This window comes from Flavobacterium sp. KACC 22763 (genome assembly GCF_028736155.1).
GTDB lineage: Bacteria > Bacteroidota > Bacteroidia > Flavobacteriales > Flavobacteriaceae > Flavobacterium.
This window is the reverse complement of the sequence record NZ_CP117879.1, coordinates 935,858-953,143: the sequence shown is the minus strand read 5'-3', so window position 1 is coordinate 953,143 and position 17,286 is coordinate 935,858. Positions and strand designations below refer to the sequence as shown.

Below are 17,286 nucleotides of genomic sequence, written 5' to 3'. Positions count from 1 at the left end.
AAATAAACATAGCTGTATGGTAATCACCAGATCCCAAAGTTGAAACTTTGGACTATGTTCATTCAGCTATGTGTTAGAAACTAGTTTCTTTCAACTCCCTTTTGAAAAGAAAAATCTATGTTTCTATGTGTTAAAATAAAAATTTAGACAAAAGATTGAACAAATAAAATTAAACAATGAAAGAGATATTAAATCAATATAAAAATGCTGATGTGCAGTTTCTAAGGACAACCAAAAGTGCCGTTGTAATAACCGGAATTTTACTTTTGACAGCTTGTTCTGCACCTAAAGTCAGTACAAAACTAGACGCTGCAAAGCTTCCAGAAAATTTTGATGCACAAAGAAAAGAAGCATCAAACGAGACTTTTATTCCATTAAAAACAGAAACCTTTTTTAAAGACCCAAAATTAGAAGCTTTATTAAAGAAAGCCATTGCCAAGAATCCTGATTACTTAATTATGCAGGAAAGAATTTTAATTGCCAATTCACATTTAAAAGTGGCAAAACTGGCGCTTCTTCCTTCTTTAGATTTTGTGGCGGATGCTTCGGGAACGCATTACGGAAAATATACGATGGAAGGCGTTGGGAACTTTGATACTAACTTTTCTCAGAATATTACAGACAAACAAAAAATCAATGAAAATGTTTCTCCTAACTTTTTTCTAGGAGCAAAAGTTTCTTGGGAAGCGGATATCTGGGGAAAACTAAGCAACCGTAAAAAAGCAGCGCAACAGCGATTTTTTGCTTCACAACAAGGAATGCGATTTTTGCAAACACGTCTTTTAAGTGATGTTGCCGACTTGTATTTCAAGCTGATTGCTTTAGATAAACAAAAGTCGATTTACGATAACAACTTGAAAACGCAGGAAAGAGCTCTCGATATTGTTTCTGCACAAAGATCTGTTGGAAAAGCTACAGAATTGGCTGTACAGCAATTTAATGCGCAAAACAATAACATTCATGCCGAAGCCTCAGAACTGCATTTAAGCATTGATCAGACAGAGAAAGCTTTATTGACTCTTTTGGGGGAATATGGCGGAAAAATTGACCGAAGCAACGATTTCTTAGCTGGACATTTAGAAGTTTTAAACCAAAAAATAAGTGTAGATTCTATCATTCATAAAAGACCCGATGTATCTGAAGCTTACTTCGAATTATTAGCAAGTAACGCCGATGCTAAATCGGCTCGCGCTGCCTTTTTCCCAACAGTAAATCTAGGCGGTTATGCAGGATTCAACTCATTCTCATTCAACACTCTTTTTGACGCGGGTTCTTTTGCATGGCAGTTATTGGGCGGATTAACAGCTCCTGTTTTCAATAAAGGACAAATCAAACAGGAATTTTATGTTTCTAATAGAAGGCAGGAAATCTCATTCCTTCAATATCAAAACGCAGTGACGACAGCGTTCAACGAATTAAGTGCTTTACTGCACAGAAATGAAGCTTATGAAGATGTTTTAAAATATAAATTGAACGAAATTGATCATCTCGAAATTGCTGTAAATGTCTCAAACGACTTGTATTTGAGCGGTTATGCTAATTATCTGGAAATCATCAATGCGCAAAAAAATAAATTGCAAGCCGAATTGGATTTTGTTGATATCCAACTTCGAAATGCAAACTCTCAAGTATTGCTGTACAAAGCTTTAGGCGGAGGAATAAATTAGTTTATATGTTGGTCAAAAATGGCTTCTGTTTATAATAGCTCATCGCAGAGGTTGTTTTTAAGTCCCGTTTCTATTTTGAAACGGGATTTTTTTTTATAAAACCAACACTCATTTTACCGTTTACTTTTTACCTTTATTCCAAAATAATAAAATTCCGTTGATGGATATTTCCAAAATTCTCGATTACATACACCAACTTCCTGAGCAATCTAAGCTTGCTTTGCAAAACAATGTCACCGAAATTGCTTTTGCTAAAGGGCATATTTTGCTAAAAGCCAATAAAGTAGAATCTAATATTTATTTTATAAAAAAAGGATTAGTACGAGCTTATGTAGAAAGAGATAATGAAGTTACGTTTTGGTTTGGAAAAGAAGGCGAAACCATTATTTCGATGAAAAGTTATGTGGAAGATCAACCTGGTTATGAAACCATCGAACTTTTGGAAGACTGCGAATTGTACGAACTCAAAACGGAAAATCTTAGAAAACTCTTTAATGAAGATGTTCATATAGCCAATTGGGGACGAAAATTTGCAGAAAAAGAATTAATCAAAACCGAAGAACGTTTGATTTCTAAACAATTCAAAAATGCTTCTGAACGCTATTTGGAATTAATGAAAGATCATCCCGAACTCTTGCAAAGAGTTCAACTAGGACACATTGCTTCTTATTTGGGAATAACACAAGTCAGTTTAAGCAGAATTCGTGCAGAATTAAAATAACACAGTTAGTGGAAATTATTTTAACACATAGAAACATAGCTTTTAGAAACTTTAAAAAAGGCGTTTCACTAATTTCAATACACATAGCTATGTGTGAAAGCTAGCTTTTTCTCTAATCTTATTAAAAGGAGCAATTAAAAAATCTATGTTTATATGTGTTAAAATTAAATTTTGTTCTATTTCAATGGTAGTAAAATAACTTCATTTTTTATCATTTGTTAATTTTTTTCTGATTTCCATAAAAGAACTTTGCATCACAAAATTTTAACTATATGAACTGGATTATTTTAATCATCGCGGGTCTATTTGAAGTAGCCTTCGCATCATGTCTCGGAAAAGCAAAAGCAACTACTGGTACCGAAATGTACTATTGGTATATTGGCTTCTTTATATCTTTAACCATTAGTATGCTTTTACTAATGAAAGCTACAGAAACGCTTCCGCTAGGAACTGCTTATGCTGTGTGGACTGGAATTGGAGCTGTAGGAACTGTTTTAGTTGGAATATTTATTTTTAAAGAACCAGCAGCTTTCTGGAGATTGTTTTTCTTGGCTACTTTAGTTGGTTCTATTGTTGGGTTAAAGGCAGTTTCTCACTAAAAATATATTACACGAATTTGGATACAACTTTGTCAGAGCATTAGGCTTTGGCAAAGTTTTTTTGTTTTTTAAACACATAGAAACATAGATTTTTCTTTCTCAAAAAAAGGTAATTGAAAGAAACGAGTTTCTAACACATAGATAATAGCTATGTGATTTTTAGAAAAGTGAAACGCCTTTCTTAAGTCCTACAAACTATGTTTCTATGTGTTAAAAAAAATCCTCAATAAATTAATGCATTTTTCACATCACCTGATAAAAAAATAGCATTTTATATCATTACTAAGGCTTTTATCTTTGTCAAAAATTAAAGCCTAAAATTAAAAATGACATTCAGCCATTCCATTAAATCTTTTGACGAATTATCCAATCACGAATTGTACAATATGCTTCGGTTGAGAAGCGATGTTTTTGTAGTAGAACAAAACTGTCCATATCTCGATTTAGACAATAAAGACCAGAAAGGTTTTCATTTATTGTATTATGTCGATAACGAATTGGCAGGTGTGACTCGTTTACTTCCAAAAGGAGTATCGTATGATGAAGTTTCAATAGGAAGAGTTGTAATTGCCAAATCGCATCGCGGATTAGGTTTAGGAGTAAAACTAATGGAAGCTTCAATTGCGGGCTGTGAAGAAAAATTCGGAAAAGGTCCAATCCGAATTAGTGCGCAATATCATTTATCCAAATTCTATCAGTCTTTGGGATTTATAGAACAAGGTGAAGTGTATGATGAAGACGGAATTCCGCATATCGGAATGCTGAGAGCTTAACGGTTTACGGAATAATCAATTTCAAAACATTAGCCAGCACGGGATTATGATCTTCGGTTCTCCAATTGACATAAAGATCGGTTTCTAGCGGTAATTTGATAAATCGAATTCCTGGAATTTCATGAAAGACATACGAATCGGGTAAAATGGCTATTCCGAGTCCTTTTCGAACCAAAGCAATTATAGAAGAACCAAATTCAGACTGAAGATAGGCTTCTGGCGCGTTATCCAAAGAATTGAATAATCTCTGAATAAGGTCACTGTAACTGCTTCCTTCGTCATTGGTTGGCAAAATAAACTTTTGAGACGCAAGAGTTTCTTTAGTAAAATCCTCGGGCGTTCGATATGGATGATCTTCTGGAACTACAACTGCTAAGTGATCGGTATAGATTTTTTGAGATTGAATATCTTTTGCATTATTAATATCTCTGGTAATCGCCAGATCAATTTTATAATTTCGCAGAAAATCCTGCTGATTCTCGTACAATACCTGAACCAGTTTGATTTTTAATTTTGGAAAAGCTTCTGAAATGCGCGACAAAATTTCGGGCATTAGAGAAGCCGAAATAGAATCGGGATGAGAAATGGTAATCGTACCGCTCTCCCCTAGCTGAATTTGGCGGGCAGATTGATGAATAAACTCTAATTTACTCAATTCTACCTCCCATTTTTCTTTTAAGAACTGGCCTGCAGCAGTAAGTTTCACATTGCGTTTGTTGCGCTCAAACAACTGAACACCAAGCTGATTCTCAAGAGACTGAATCTGACGGCTAAGTGCCGATTGTGTAATGTTCATTTTTCCGGCGGTGTTCCAGAAATGAAGTTCGCGGGCTAAGGCCAAAAAATATTTAATCTGCTGTAAATCCATTGATGCAATTTACGCATTTATCACAAACAAAAAATAGCTTTTAACGCATTAAAGAAATAAGAAATGAACACGCTAAAAATAACCAAAGCCACAACTGATGACGTTTTAAAATTGCAATCAATTGGCAGACAAACCTTTTCTGAGACTTTTGCTGATGTCAACAGCGAAGAAAACATGAAAAAATATCTGGACGAAAGCTTCGCTATAGAAAAACTTACGACAGAATTAAACAATCCTTCATCGCATTTCTATTTAGCTGTTTTAGATGAAAAAATAGTTGGTTACTTAAAATTGAATACAGCTGATGCACAAACCGAAAAAGAAGATTTAAATGCCTTAGAAATTGAACGTATCTATGTTGCAAAAGAATTTCACGGTAAAAAAGTTGCTCAGGCGTTATACGCTCAAGCAGAAGAAATTGCCGAAGAAATAAAAGCTACTTACATGTGGCTTGGCGTTTGGGAAAAGAATTTTAGAGCAGTAAGTTTCTATACTAAAAATGGTTTCGTTCAATTTGATACGCATATTTTTAGATTAGGCAACGACGAGCAAACCGATTTAATGATGAAAAAAGTATTGATTTAAAATGGAAAGAAGACAGCTTTTATTGTTTTTATTAATTCTTGGCACTGCATTTTGGGGAGTATCTTACTCTGTTACGAAAATGGCAATTGGCCACTATTCGCTAAACGTATTTTTATTCTATCGTTTCTTGTTAGCTGTTGTGGTATTGAGTATTATTTTTTGGAAATATGTCAAAGACATTAATCGAGAAGCTATTAAAACAGGCTTTTTGCTTGCCGTTCCAATGTTTTTAGGTATTCAGCTTCAAACTGTTGGACTTAAATATACAGATGCCTCACAATGTTCTTTTATTGCAGGATTAACCGTAATTATTATTCCGTTATTAAAACTTGCAATTTATAAAACCAACGCTTCACTAAAAATCTGGATTGCAGCTTTGACGGCTTTAACTGGGTTATTTATTATTGCCATTCAGGATAAATTTACCATAAACTTTGGAGACTTATTTACCATTGCGGGAGCCTTTGCTTTTGCAGTTTATTTGATTGCTGTTGAAAAACATTCGGCCACCAAAAATCTTTTGTATTCTATTGTTCCAATGTTTGCGTTTTGTGCGCTTTTCACTTTTTTTATAGCGATAACAGACAGTACATCAGAATGGCTGCCACAAAATAATACGTTTTGGATGGGCGTAATTTACTGTGCTTTATTTTCTACCGCTTTTATGTATACGGTTTCAAACATTTCACAACGCTATTTATCGGCAGAGCGTGTAGCAGTTATTTATTTGTTTGAACCTGTTTTTGGCGCAATTGGAGCGTTCTTTATTTTAGGTGAAAATCTTTCATGGCGACTGCTTTTGGGCGGAACTTTGATTTTTTCTGCTACCATTATTTCTGAAGTGAATTTTAAAAATAATAAACTAAAAATTCTAACTAAGAAAATCTAATTCACTTTTCTGCAAAATTATAACACATAGAAACATAGTTTATTGGGCTTATTAAAGGCGTTTCACTAGCTAAAATACACATAGCTATGTGTTAGAAACTAGTTTCTTTCAATTGTCTTTTTTGAGAAAGAAAAATCTATGTTTCTATGTGTTTAAAAACAAAAACTTTCAAGAAACTATCAATCCTCAATCAAGCTAATCTCAAAAAATGTTTTGCCATTTTCGTTTTTATGCGAAATATAACCGCCATGTGCTTCAATAATATTTTTAGACAAAGTCAATCCAATTCCCGCTCCTTCGGTTCGGGTGGTGAAAAACGGAAGGAATATTTTGTCCTCAATTTCTTTTTCGATTCCTTTTCCAGAGTCTGAGACTTTTATAAAAATACGATTGTTTTTGGCTTCCGCCGAAATCGAAATTTGCTTCGTATTGCTATTTTCTAAAGCATTAATCGAATTCGTCAATAAATTAATCAATACTTGTTCTATCTGCTGCGAATCGACATTTATAAGATAATTTTGGGTAACAGCATTAATGACTTCGATATTACTTTTCCTAAATAACGGATTCATAACCTGAATGCAATTTTCAACCAGCTGTGGCAATGCTACTTTTTCTTTTTTAGGAGAAGGCAACATAGCTAGTTTTCGATACCCTTCAACAAATTTCTGCAAATGGTCGCTTCGTCTCAGCATCGTCTGCACACTGTTTTTTATATCTTCTAAATCTTCTGAAGAAAGCGAATCTTGTTCTACTAAATCCTCCAGATTCTGGCAGATCGAACGAATTGGCGTGATGGAATTTAGCAATTCATGCGAAATCACTTTCATCAAATTAATCCACGCATCTTTTTCTTTTTTCTCTACGACATTCTGAATAGAATCTAACAAAACAATAAAATAATCCTGACCAAAAATTTCAGTTCGCGAAGCCTGCAAAACAAACGTCTGTTTGCTTTGTTCATTTATGCTAAGCTCGATTGAAGTTTTTATTTCATGAAAATCATCTTCTTCGATAATTTCACACAAAGATGGTAGCTGATTTTTAAGATATTTCCATTTTGAAACTTTCGGAACATTAAAATGGCTCGAAAAATAATCGTTCATTAAAAAAATACTCCAATCGCTTTCCTGTCTCTGTAAAATAATAATGCCAGATTCTATATTATTTAAAATCGAACGGTAAATAATATCTCTCGTAACTTGCTCATTTTGTTTGTTTTTTAAAGTTTCATACAAAGTAAAAAGCTCATTATAAGTACTATTGAATTTATGTTTAGAAAAATCAGAACTAAAGTCATCCTGCAATATCGAAGAAATGGTTTTATTATAAATCAGCACCATATTTCTAACATAAAAATACATTTCCCTTCCTAGCAGAAAAACCATGCAGAGGCCAAAAATTCCCGTAAAAAGCAAACCAATTCTAAAGAAATACAGCGACAATTCGATTCCGATCACGATAAAAATTAATCGCAGAAAAAGGAGTTTATAAGTTTGTAAAGTCCGCAGCATAATTAGTCGATATTGATATTAAATTTCTCCAAACGTCTGTACAGCGCGCCTCTTGATAGTCCTAATTCTTCGGCAGTTTTACTAATATTATTGTTGTTTTTAAGAAGAGCTTTTTCAACTGCTGCTTTTTCAACCGAAGAAAGCTGAATATCATCTGAGTTTTCCTCGTAAGGCGTTATCGTTTCTAAATCCAGATCAGAAACGGTAATGGTGTTGTTTTCACAAAGAATAACCGCACGCTCAATCTTATTTTCCATTTCGCGGATATTTCCGTTCCAAGCGTGTTTTTCAATCTGTTCTAAGACTTTTTTGTCAAAAGTAATTTCGTCACGGCTATATTTTTCAATCATTTTATCCAAAAGATATTCGGCAAGCGGAATCTTATCTTCGTGGCGTTCTCTTAGCGGAGGCAAAACAATTTCCATCGTATTGATGCGATAATACAAGTCTTCACGGAAGTTTTTATCGGCAACTTCTAATTTTAAGTTCAAATTGGTTGCTGCAATAATTCTAACGTATAAAGGTCTTGCTTTAGTTTCTCCCAATCTTGTTATGGTTTTGGTCTGAATAACTTGCAAAAGTTTTGATTGTAAATGAAGCGGTACATTTCCTATTTCGTCTAAGAAAATAGTTCCATTTTGTGCCATTTCAAAACGTCCCGCTGTATCAGTTTTAGCATCGGTAAAAGCGCCTTTGGCATAACCAAACAATTCGCTTTCGAAAATGTTTGAATTCAAAGAACCCAAATCAACTGCGATAAACGGCTGATTTTTCCTTTCGGATTGGGTATGAATATGATGTGCCAAAACAAATTTTCCTGTTCCGTTTTCGCCCAAAATCAAAACATTAGCATCCGTTTTTGCAACTTTATCTGCTAGAGAATAAGCCTTTTTTATGATTTCAGAACTTCCAACAAAAAATTCTTCTTTTATCTCAACTTCCTTGTTTTTCTTCTGCTCTTTTCGGGCTTTATCGACTGCTTGTTTTACCGATTCTAAAAGCTTTTTATTTTCCCAAGGTTTTAGAATATAATCAAAAGCACCCGATTTTAAACCTTCAACAGCCGTTTCTACTTTTCCGAAAGCGGTCATTAGAATTACGACAGTTTTTGGCGAAAGCGTTTTTATTTCTTTCAATAAATACAAACCTTCTCTTCCATCTTCAAATCCTAATCTGTAATTCATGTCTAACAGTACAACATCAATGGCATTTTTTGCCAATAATTCGACAATGTTTTTCGGATTATTGAGCGTATAAATGTTCTCAAAATACTTTTTCAGATAGACTTTTGATGCAAAAAGAATGTCTTCCTGATCGTCGATGATTAAAATAGATGCGTTGGTCTTTTTCATTATTGTTCAGTTTTGGACGAAAGGTGTCCACTTATGGACAGTTTAAATTTATTCAGAAAAATAATCCTTTAAAAACAAGGTATTTACAAGGTTTAATTTACTGGCACGAAAATCACATTAGAACTTGTAAATCATTAATAATTAAACCCTTTCGGAAGTACAAATAACAAAATAAATAGCGATAAATTAAAAATAATTTATCTTAATTTTCAGACTTGTTTCTGTCATTTCCGAAGGCATAAAAATTTTAAAAGAAAATCAATCAAAAATTAAAACAGTCAAATTATGATTACCATTACAAAACTTTCAAAAGTATTTAGAACTGAGGAATTAGAAACCAAAGCATTAAGTGAAATTTCGTTAACCATCAATCAAGGCGATTTTGTCTCTATTATGGGACCGTCTGGAAGCGGGAAATCGACCTTATTGAACATTATCGGACTTTTAGACAGTGCTTCAAGCGGAAGTTATAAACTTCTAGATCAGGAAATGGTGGGTTTAAAGGAAAAACAAAAATCACAAGCCAGAAAAGAAAACATTGGATTCATCTTTCAGAACTTCAACTTAATTGATGAATTATCCGTTTTTGATAATATCGAACTGCCTTTAATTTATAACAATGTTCCTTCTGCCGAAAGAAAATCAAGAGTAAACGAAATGGCTAAAATCTTAGGAATTGCACATAGATTGAAGCATTTTCCGCAACAACTTTCAGGCGGACAACAGCAGCGTGTAGCCGTAGCAAGAGCTTTAATCAATAATCCGAAAATTATTTTGGCCGATGAGCCAACAGGAAATCTAGACAGCAGAAACGGAAATGAAGTAATGGAATTGTTGACCGATCTTCATGCCAGCGGATCAACAATCTTAATGGTAACACACTCAGATTACGATGCTTCTTTCTCGCAAAGAACAATTTTAATGAAAGATGGCGAAATCCTTTCTGAAAAAGTAAATCATAGAAATGTTGATGTTTTAGTAACTGCTAACAACTAGTTTATGCTTCAGAATTGGATTAATATATTTATTTATCAATTAAAGCATAACAAGCTTTTTACAGCTCTGAACATTCTAGGTCTGAGTATTGGAATTGCAGGTTTAATCTTTGCAACGCTGTATTGGAACGATGAATACTCGTATGATAAATGGAATCCTGAAAGGGATAAGACATTTATTGTTATGAATAATGTAGGAAAAGGAAATGTTTTTGCGACAAACTCTGCTATTACCGCACCATTATTGAAATCATCTACTCCATATGTAGAAAATTATTGTTATTTCAATGACTATTACACTAAGGAAACCGTACAATATAATGGCAAAATAGAAATCGTTGATAAGATCTTTTCTGCACAAAAAAGTTTCTTTTCTTTTTTTCCGTATGAATTCAAATATGGTAATGCAAAAACGGCGCTTCAAGAACCACAAAGCATTGTTTTTTCAGAGGAAACTGCTTTTCAATTATTTAAAAATGAAAACCCAGTTGGTAAGCAAGTAAAATATGCCGACAAAATGTATGTTGTTCGAGGCGTTTACAAAATACCTGGAAAATCTGTTGTGATGCCAAGCGCGGTTACCAACAGTATTGAAGAAGATCTTGAAAAACACAAAGACCATTGGGGCTTTAATTTTGGTTTAATCTTAAAATTGAAAAATAAGAGTGATGCTGGATTTGTAGCCAAATCTTTAGATGAAATATTTATAGAAAAAAACTATAAAAGACAAGCAAGAAATGAAGGAATGACGCTTGAATTGTTTATAAAAACATACGGAGAACCTTTGAAAACTATAGTTGTTCCTTTTGAAAATTCTAGACTTCACAATGAAAGTTATCCGTTTCCAGAAGGAACAGGAAATCTTCAGTTTTTACGAATCTTGATGGGTTTATCAATTGTGATTTTATTGCTGTCAATTGTAAATTATATCAATTTAGCTACAGCCAATGCTATAAAACGAGCAAAAGAAGTTGGCGTGAGAAAAATAATTGGTGCCACAAAAGGACAGATTGTTCTTCAATTTATATTTGAAACTGCCCTAACCATGCTTTTTGCTTTATTATTGGCACTTGTTATTGTGGAAGTTTCTCTGCCTTTTTACAATCAGTTTTTAAACAAAGAATTAGTTCTTATCGGATCTCAATTTTATTTACAGCTTGTTGTAATTTTTATTCTTGTGGTAATTGTGAGTGGTGTTTTTCCTGCAATTTACATTTCAAATTTTGAAGTTTTGAATGTTTTAAAAGGAAATTTTTCGCACAGCAAAAACGGTTTGTGGCTTAGAAACACTATGCTTGTTTTACAATTTTCGATCGCTGTTTTCTTTATTATCGGTTCTGTTATTGTATACCAACAAGTTCAATTTATGGTAGAAAAAGATTTGGGTTTTAACGGATCTCAAATAATGAACATCACTTTTAGAGCACAAAAGGACAAAGAACAATTTAAACGATATCAAACCATAAAGGAGGAAATAAAGAAATTTAAAGGTGTTGAAGCCGTTTCTGCTGGCGCTTTTGCTATTGGAGAAAATTGGTCTTCAAAAGGTGGATTACACTATAAAAGCATTCCAGAAGTTCTCGTTCAGCAATTGGGTTCTGATTTTGGAATGCTGGAAATGTTGGGTGTTAAACTAGTTAAAGGACGGTTTCTTACCGAAAAACTGGCTTCCGACACGATTTCTAATGTATTACTTAATGAAGTAGCAGTCAAAAAAATGAATGAAAAAAATCCTTTGGATAAAATTATTGACTGGCAAGGCCAAAAATACAAAGTTGTGGGAATCGTAAAAGACTTTCATTATTATGGCCTTGATTATGAAATTAGTCCAATGATTTTCTTTCATATCAATACTCAAAAATGGACACAAGGTAATATCGGATCTATTACAGTAAAAGTTTCACCAAAAGATATGCCTCAAACTATATCAGCACTTAAAAGTTATTGGTCTAAAAAAGTAGATTCAGAATATCCTTTTGAGTATAATTTCTTAGATAAAAATTTTGCGAAAACTTTTAAAAAGTACGAAGATCAAAGAAACTTATTTGCATTATTGAATGTTGTTGTGATTCTAATTGCCGTTTTCGGGCTGTTTGCCTTAGCTTCTTTTTCTATGGAAAGAAGACTCAAAGAAATTGCAATCAGAAAAACACTTGGCGCTGAAACCAATACTTTACTGAAAGAACTATCTAAACAATATATAATCTTCTGTATCATTAGTTTCTTTATCGGAATTGTTCCTGCTTATTTTTTATTGCAGAAATGGCTTAAAAATTTCCCTTTCCGAATTGATATTACTCTTCTACCCTTTATTCTTGCTTTTGTGTCTTTGCTTTTCCTTACACTGACAATAGTATTGCTAAAAGCCTATCAAGTAACAAAAGTGGATGTTTTAAAATACTTAAAATACGAGTAAGATGCTTAAAAATTGGACAAACATATTTGTTTATCATATAAAGAACAACAAATTCTTTACAGCCCTCAATATATTGGGCTTAAGTATAGGAATTGCAGGTTTAATCTTTGCCATTCTATACTGGAACGACGAACATTCTTACGATCAATGGAATCCTGAGAAAGATAAAATTTATAACGTAATGAACGATTTTGGCGGAGGAAATGTTTGGACATCAAACTCCCCGATTCCAGGAAGAATGTTAAGCGAAACTACTTCCTATTTAGACCAATACTGTTATTATAGATTGTATTACACAAAAGAAACAATTCAATATAACGGAAAAATAGAATTGGTTGACAAAATTTTTTCGGCTCAAAGAAGTTTCTTTTCTTTTTTCCCTTTTGAATTTGTACGAGGAAATGCTAAAACAGCTTTTAGCGACCGCAACAGCATGGTTCTTTCTCTGGAAACGGCTTCGCGCATTTTTAAGAATGAAAATCCTATGGGCAAACAAGTTAAGTATGCTGATCGCATTTTTGTAGTTCGCGGTATTTATAAAACACCCGAAAAATCATCGATAATGCCTGCTGTAATTACTCCAGTTGTAGAAGATGAATTAGAGCAAAACAAAGATAATTGGGGCTTTAGCTACGGATTAATGCTTAAGCTAAAAAGACCAAGCGATACTACGGCTGTTATTCAAAACTTAGATAAAATATTTCTCGAAAACAACTACAAAAAACAGGCAAAAGCTGAGGGATTATCTATTGAACAGTTTATAAAACAATATGGAGATCCTATAAAATCAAGGCTTCTTCCACTTTCAAGAGCAAGACTTTATCAAGGAAATTATGCTTTTCCTGAACAAAACGCCAATTTGCAGTTCTTAAAAATTGTAGTGGGTTTATCTATCTTAATTTTAATACTTTCAACTGTAAACTACATCAATATGGCTACTGCAAATGCGGTAAGACGTGCTAAAGAAGTTGGAGTTCGCAAGATAGTTGGCGCTTCAAAACCGCAAATTATTGCTCAGTTTGTTTTTGAAACCACGCTCATCACTTTGTTTTCTGTTTTACTGGCAATGGTAATCGTTGAGCTTTCGCTTCCGTTTTATAATGCTTTTTTAAATAAAAACTTAACGTTAATCGGAACTCAATTTTACTTTCAGCTTATTTTAATTTTCTTTTTTGTTATTATCGTTTCAGGAGTTTTTCCGGCAGTTTATATTTCGAATTTTGAAACGCTAAAAGTCTTAAAAGGCAATTTTTCTAGAAGCAAAAACGGTGTTTGGATTCGTAACGGAATGCTTGTTTTACAATTTTCTATTGCTACACTTTTCATTATCGGGTCGTTTATTGTTTACAAACAGGTAAACTTTATGATGGATAAAGATTTAGGTTTTAATGGCACTCAGGTTATGGACATTTCTTTTAAACCTCAAAAAGGAAAAAGTCAATACGAAAGGTATAAACTCATTAAACAAGAATTGCTGAAAATTAAAGGCGTTGAAGCTGTTTCTGCTGGAATGTTTTCTATTGGCAGCAACGAAAATTCTTGGCAGGGTCTTCATTATAAATCCAATAAAGAAGTCATAACACAGCAAATGCCAATGGATTTTGGACAATTAAATCTTTTAGGAATCCAAGTAATCAAAGGAAAAGATTTGAATCCTGAATTGGCAACAGACAGCATTTCTAGTGCTTTATTGAATGAAACCGCGGCAAAAACCCTAATGGTAAAAGACCCTGTAAATCAGGATATCACTTTTGGAGGAAAAAAATTTAAAGTTGTAGGTATTGTCAAAAACTTCCATTACATCGGAATGGAATATAACATTGCTCCAATGATTTTTTTCCATATCAAGGCTTTTGACTGGATAGATAACGAGATGCGCTTTATTTCTGTTAAAATATCTACCGATCAAATGCCTGAAACAATTGCTGCTATAGAAAAATTCTGGAAATCTAAAGTCGATCAGGAATATCCGTTTGAATATGGTTTTGTAGATAAAAACTTTGCTCGAACTTATAAAAAGTATCAAGATCAGAGAAACTTGTTTGCTTTACTGAATGTTGTCGTAATATTAATTGCTGTTTTCGGATTATTTGCTTTGGCTTCTTTTTCTATGGAAAGAAGATTACGCGAAATTGCCATCAGAAAAACGCTTGGCGCTGAAACCAATATTTTGCTAAAAGAATTATCTAAACAGTATGTTCTTTTCTGCATAATTGGTTTCCTTATCGGAATTGTTCCTGCTTATTTATTAATGCAGAAATGGCTAGAAAACTTTGCTTCTCGAATTGATATTCCGTTTCTGCCTTTTCTAATGGCTTTTGTTTCGCTGTTATTTTTAACGCTGACCATTGTTTTGGCAAAAGCTTATCAAGTGACCAAAGTAGACGTTTTAAAATATTTAAAATACGAGTAAACTAACTCCAAAACCAAAAAACACCAATAAAATGCTAAAGAACTGGATCAATATATTTATCTATCAAATCAAACACAGTAAGCTTTTTACTGCTCTCAATATTCTCGGATTATCAATAGGAATTTCGGGTTTAATTTTCGCGCTTCTATATTGGAACGACGAACACAGCTACAATGCTTGGAATCCAGAAAAAGACAAAGTTTATCAGGTTTTAGCGCAATTAAGCGATATGCCGGTAACGGCAAATAATCCTGTACGTTTAAAACCTCATTTAGAAAATGATCCTAACGTAGAAGCTGTTGTTTATGCAGATGAATGGTATCAAAAAGACAAAGTGGTTTACAATGGGCAAAAGGAATTTGTAGATAAAATCGTAAATGCCGAAAAAGACTTCTTCTCTCTTTTTCCCTTTAAGTTTATTTATGGAAATGCCAAATCGGCTATAAAAGACGAAAACAGTATTGCCATTTCAGAGAAACTTGCAGAACGTTTTTTTGGAAATAAAAACCCAATAGGCAAACAAATCAAATGTTTGGATGCTACGTTTACAATTTCAGGTGTTTATCGCATTCCAGGAAATTCATCGATCGCACCAAACATAGTGATAAACCGCATGAAAGACTTGGCAGATCCTGACAAAAACCCTGGCCTTTTTGTTCTAAAAGTATTAGTGAAACTAAAAAATCCATCAAAAGTAGAATCGACCAGAAAAATGCTTGATAAAGTATTTTATGACGAGGTTATTGTAAGAACTGCCAAACAAGCAGGTTTTACACCTGCCGAAATGGTCAAGAAAATGGGAAGTTTCAAAGTTTTGATGGAACCGCTTTCATCTGCTAGGCTGCATTCTGTTACTGATGGATATCCGGAAGGAAGAGGAAATTATCAGTTTCTGGTAATTATGGCTTGCTTATCAATTTTAATTCTTATTCTGTCTATTGTCAATTACATCAATTTGGCAACGGCAAATTCGATTAAAAGAGCTAAAGAAGTTGGAGTTCGTAAAGTTTTGGGAGCCTCCAAAAAGCAGATTGTTTGGCAATTCATTTTTGAAACCTTTTTAATGACAGCTTTTTCGGTTTTATTAGCGTTAATGATTGTAGAAATTGCTCTTCCTTATTACAATTCTTTTTTGGAGAAAAATTTAAGGATAATCGAAAGTCAATTTTATCTTCAATTAATACTAGTTTTCATTATAACCATTGTTTTTGCTGGAATATTTCCTGCTTTATATGTTGCTAATTTTGAGACTTTAAAAGTTTTAAGAGGCAATTATGCTCGAAGCAAAAGTGGCGTTTGGATTAGAAATGGAATGCTGATTTTTCAATTTGCCATTGCTTCCTTTTTTATTATTGGTTCTGTTGTTGTCTATCAGCAAATTAAATATCTAAACAATAAAGACCTTGGTTTTAAAGGCGATCAGGTTATGGCAATTTCGTTAAATCTTCCGTCTTCCTATTATCAGGGAGAAAATGTTGGAAAGAATATTTTTGAAAGATATAACACTATAAAACAGGAACTTTCAAAAATTAAAGGCGTTGAAAAAGTTTCAACTGGTCTTCTTTCTTTTGATGGAGAAGATGATTCACAATGGCCAATTTGGTATCGAGATGTGCTTTTCAAACAAAAAGCAATCGGACTTGATTATGACATGCTAAATCTGCTAAATATAAAAGTAATAAAAGGAAGAAATCTTAGTCCAAACATAGCTTCAGACACTATAAATTCTGTTTTAGTTAATGAAAAATCATTGGCTTTAATGCAGATAAAAGACCCTATTGGTAAAGAAATCAAAATTGGAAATCAGAAAATGAGGATTATTGGCGTGGTAAAAGATTTTAATCTTTTAAGTCCAGAAGTCGATGTTCCGCCGATTACTTTTTATCATATAAAATCTCTGGATATGGCCAATGAAATGAATCGAATCTACGTAAAATTAAAAGCAGATCAGATTCAAAGTAGTATTGCTGCAATTGAAAAATTCTGGAAAACAAAAGTCGATACCGAATATCCTTTTCAATATGATTTTGCCGATAAAGAATACGCCCGAACTTACGAGTCTTATGTAAAGCAGAAAAATTTGTTTTCTCTGCTCAATGTTATTGTAATTCTTATTGCCCTTTTCGGACTTTTTGCTCTCGCATCTTATTCCATTCAAAGAAGAATGAAAGAAATTGCGATTCGAAAAACTTTGGGCGCAGAGACCAATATCTTATTGAAAGAACTGTCTAAACAATATGTAGTGTATTGTGCAATAGGTTTTCTTATTGCTGTATTTCCTGCCTATGTTTTATTGCAGAAATGGTTGAATAATTTTGCTTTTAGAATCGAAATTCCGATGCTCCCGTTTCTACTTTCCTTTTTGCTTTTATTGTTTTTAACGCTATGTATTGTTTTAGCAAAAGCGTATCAAGCAACAAAAGTCGATGTGCTGAAATATTTAAAATATGAATAATTAGTTTTGAGTTTTTGTAAAAAGCTGTGCAAGTCTGAG

At 33.2% G+C, this 17,286-nt stretch carries 13 protein-coding genes; 10 read left to right on the top strand and 3 right to left on the bottom strand.

Annotation, left to right across the window (positions count from 1 at the left end; all coding sequences use genetic code 11):
* Positions 1-176: 176 nt before the first annotated feature.
* The 4 genes from PQ463_RS04120 (at position 177) to PQ463_RS04105 (ending at position 3,760) form a co-directional block, all read left to right on the top strand.
* Complete coding sequence (locus PQ463_RS04120) at positions 177-1,667, top strand: TolC family protein (RefSeq protein WP_274256432.1); 1,491 nt, start codon at positions 177-179, stop codon at positions 1,665-1,667.
* Between the two features lie 160 nt (positions 1,668-1,827).
* A complete protein-coding gene (locus PQ463_RS04115; protein ID WP_202001976.1) occupies positions 1,828-2,388 on the top strand; it encodes a Crp/Fnr family transcriptional regulator in 561 nt (186 codons plus the stop codon).
* Positions 2,389-2,660: 272 nt separating this feature from the next.
* Positions 2,661-2,987, top strand: a complete 327-nt coding sequence (locus tag PQ463_RS04110; protein WP_111376437.1) for a DMT family transporter — start codon at positions 2,661-2,663, stop codon at positions 2,985-2,987.
* 326 nt (positions 2,988-3,313) lie between these two features.
* On the top strand, positions 3,314-3,760 hold the full coding sequence (locus tag PQ463_RS04105) for a GNAT family N-acetyltransferase (RefSeq protein WP_274256431.1): 447 nt from the start codon (positions 3,314-3,316) through the stop codon (positions 3,758-3,760).
* A 4-nt stretch (positions 3,761-3,764) separates the two neighbouring features.
* Here the strand turns inward: PQ463_RS04105 and PQ463_RS04100 are convergent, their stop codons facing one another.
* Positions 3,765-4,628: a LysR family transcriptional regulator gene (locus tag PQ463_RS04100; RefSeq protein ID WP_274256430.1), complete on the bottom strand. Its 864-nt coding sequence runs from the start codon at positions 4,626-4,628 to the stop codon at positions 3,765-3,767.
* A gap of 63 nt (positions 4,629-4,691) precedes the next feature.
* Here PQ463_RS04100 and PQ463_RS04095 point away from each other — a divergent pair, with 63 nt between their 5' ends.
* Positions 4,692-5,213: a GNAT family N-acetyltransferase gene (locus PQ463_RS04095; protein WP_274256429.1), complete on the top strand. Its 522-nt coding sequence runs from the start codon at positions 4,692-4,694 to the stop codon at positions 5,211-5,213.
* Between the two features lies 1 nt (position 5,214).
* Positions 5,215-6,102 carry a DMT family transporter gene (locus tag PQ463_RS04090; protein ID WP_274256428.1) on the top strand — a complete coding sequence of 296 codons (888 nt, stop codon included), beginning with the start codon at positions 5,215-5,217 and terminating at the stop codon, positions 6,100-6,102.
* Between the two features lie 179 nt (positions 6,103-6,281).
* On the opposite strand, the gene PQ463_RS04085 is transcribed toward PQ463_RS04090, so the two are convergent.
* Complete coding sequence (locus PQ463_RS04085) at positions 6,282-7,616, bottom strand: sensor histidine kinase (RefSeq protein ID WP_274256427.1); 1,335 nt, start codon at positions 7,614-7,616, stop codon at positions 6,282-6,284.
* A 2-nt stretch (positions 7,617-7,618) separates the two neighbouring features.
* Complete coding sequence (locus tag PQ463_RS04080; protein WP_274256426.1) at positions 7,619-8,968, bottom strand: sigma-54-dependent transcriptional regulator; 1,350 nt, start codon at positions 8,966-8,968, stop codon at positions 7,619-7,621.
* Between the two features lie 285 nt (positions 8,969-9,253).
* On the opposite strand from PQ463_RS04080, the gene PQ463_RS04075 reads away from it, so the two are divergent.
* The 4 genes from PQ463_RS04075 to PQ463_RS04060 are packed head-to-tail and all read left to right on the top strand — an operon-like array spanning position 9,254 to position 17,247.
* On the top strand, positions 9,254-9,964 hold the full coding sequence (locus PQ463_RS04075) for an ABC transporter ATP-binding protein (protein WP_274256425.1): 711 nt from the start codon (positions 9,254-9,256) through the stop codon (positions 9,962-9,964).
* 3 nt (positions 9,965-9,967) lie between these two features.
* Positions 9,968-12,379, top strand: coding sequence for an ABC transporter permease (locus PQ463_RS04070; protein WP_274256424.1), 2,412 nt, complete (start codon positions 9,968-9,970; stop codon positions 12,377-12,379).
* A gap of 1 nt (position 12,380) precedes the next feature.
* Entirely contained in the window at positions 12,381-14,792 is a 2,412-nt protein-coding gene (locus tag PQ463_RS04065) for an ABC transporter permease (protein ID WP_274256423.1), read from the top strand.
* A 31-nt stretch (positions 14,793-14,823) separates the two neighbouring features.
* Positions 14,824-17,247 carry an ABC transporter permease gene (locus PQ463_RS04060; RefSeq protein WP_274256421.1) on the top strand — a complete coding sequence of 808 codons (2,424 nt, stop codon included), beginning with the start codon at positions 14,824-14,826 and terminating at the stop codon, positions 17,245-17,247.
* Positions 17,248-17,286 lie beyond the last annotated feature (39 nt).

What these genes read in the sequence shown, in the direction of transcription:
- PQ463_RS04120 (WP_274256432.1), top strand. Translation starts at nt 177, where the DNA reads ATGAAAGAGATATTAAATCAATATAAAAATGCTGATGTGCAGTTTCTA.
- PQ463_RS04115 (WP_202001976.1), top strand. Translation starts at nt 1,828, where the DNA reads ATGGATATTTCCAAAATTCTCGATTACATACACCAACTTCCTGAGCAA.
- PQ463_RS04110 (WP_111376437.1), top strand. Translation starts at nt 2,661, where the DNA reads ATGAACTGGATTATTTTAATCATCGCGGGTCTATTTGAAGTAGCCTTC.
- PQ463_RS04105 (WP_274256431.1), top strand. Translation starts at nt 3,314, where the DNA reads ATGACATTCAGCCATTCCATTAAATCTTTTGACGAATTATCCAATCAC.
- PQ463_RS04100 (WP_274256430.1), bottom strand. Translation starts at nt 4,628, where the DNA reads ATGGATTTACAGCAGATTAAATATTTTTTGGCCTTAGCCCGCGAACTT.
- PQ463_RS04095 (WP_274256429.1), top strand. Translation starts at nt 4,692, where the DNA reads ATGAACACGCTAAAAATAACCAAAGCCACAACTGATGACGTTTTAAAA.
- PQ463_RS04090 (WP_274256428.1), top strand. Translation starts at nt 5,215, where the DNA reads ATGGAAAGAAGACAGCTTTTATTGTTTTTATTAATTCTTGGCACTGCA.
- PQ463_RS04085 (WP_274256427.1), bottom strand. Translation starts at nt 7,616, where the DNA reads ATGCTGCGGACTTTACAAACTTATAAACTCCTTTTTCTGCGATTAATT.
- PQ463_RS04080 (WP_274256426.1), bottom strand. Translation starts at nt 8,968, where the DNA reads ATGAAAAAGACCAACGCATCTATTTTAATCATCGACGATCAGGAAGAC.
- PQ463_RS04075 (WP_274256425.1), top strand. Translation starts at nt 9,254, where the DNA reads ATGATTACCATTACAAAACTTTCAAAAGTATTTAGAACTGAGGAATTA.
- PQ463_RS04070 (WP_274256424.1), top strand. Translation starts at nt 9,968, where the DNA reads ATGCTTCAGAATTGGATTAATATATTTATTTATCAATTAAAGCATAAC.
- PQ463_RS04065 (WP_274256423.1), top strand. Translation starts at nt 12,381, where the DNA reads ATGCTTAAAAATTGGACAAACATATTTGTTTATCATATAAAGAACAAC.
- PQ463_RS04060 (WP_274256421.1), top strand. Translation starts at nt 14,824, where the DNA reads ATGCTAAAGAACTGGATCAATATATTTATCTATCAAATCAAACACAGT.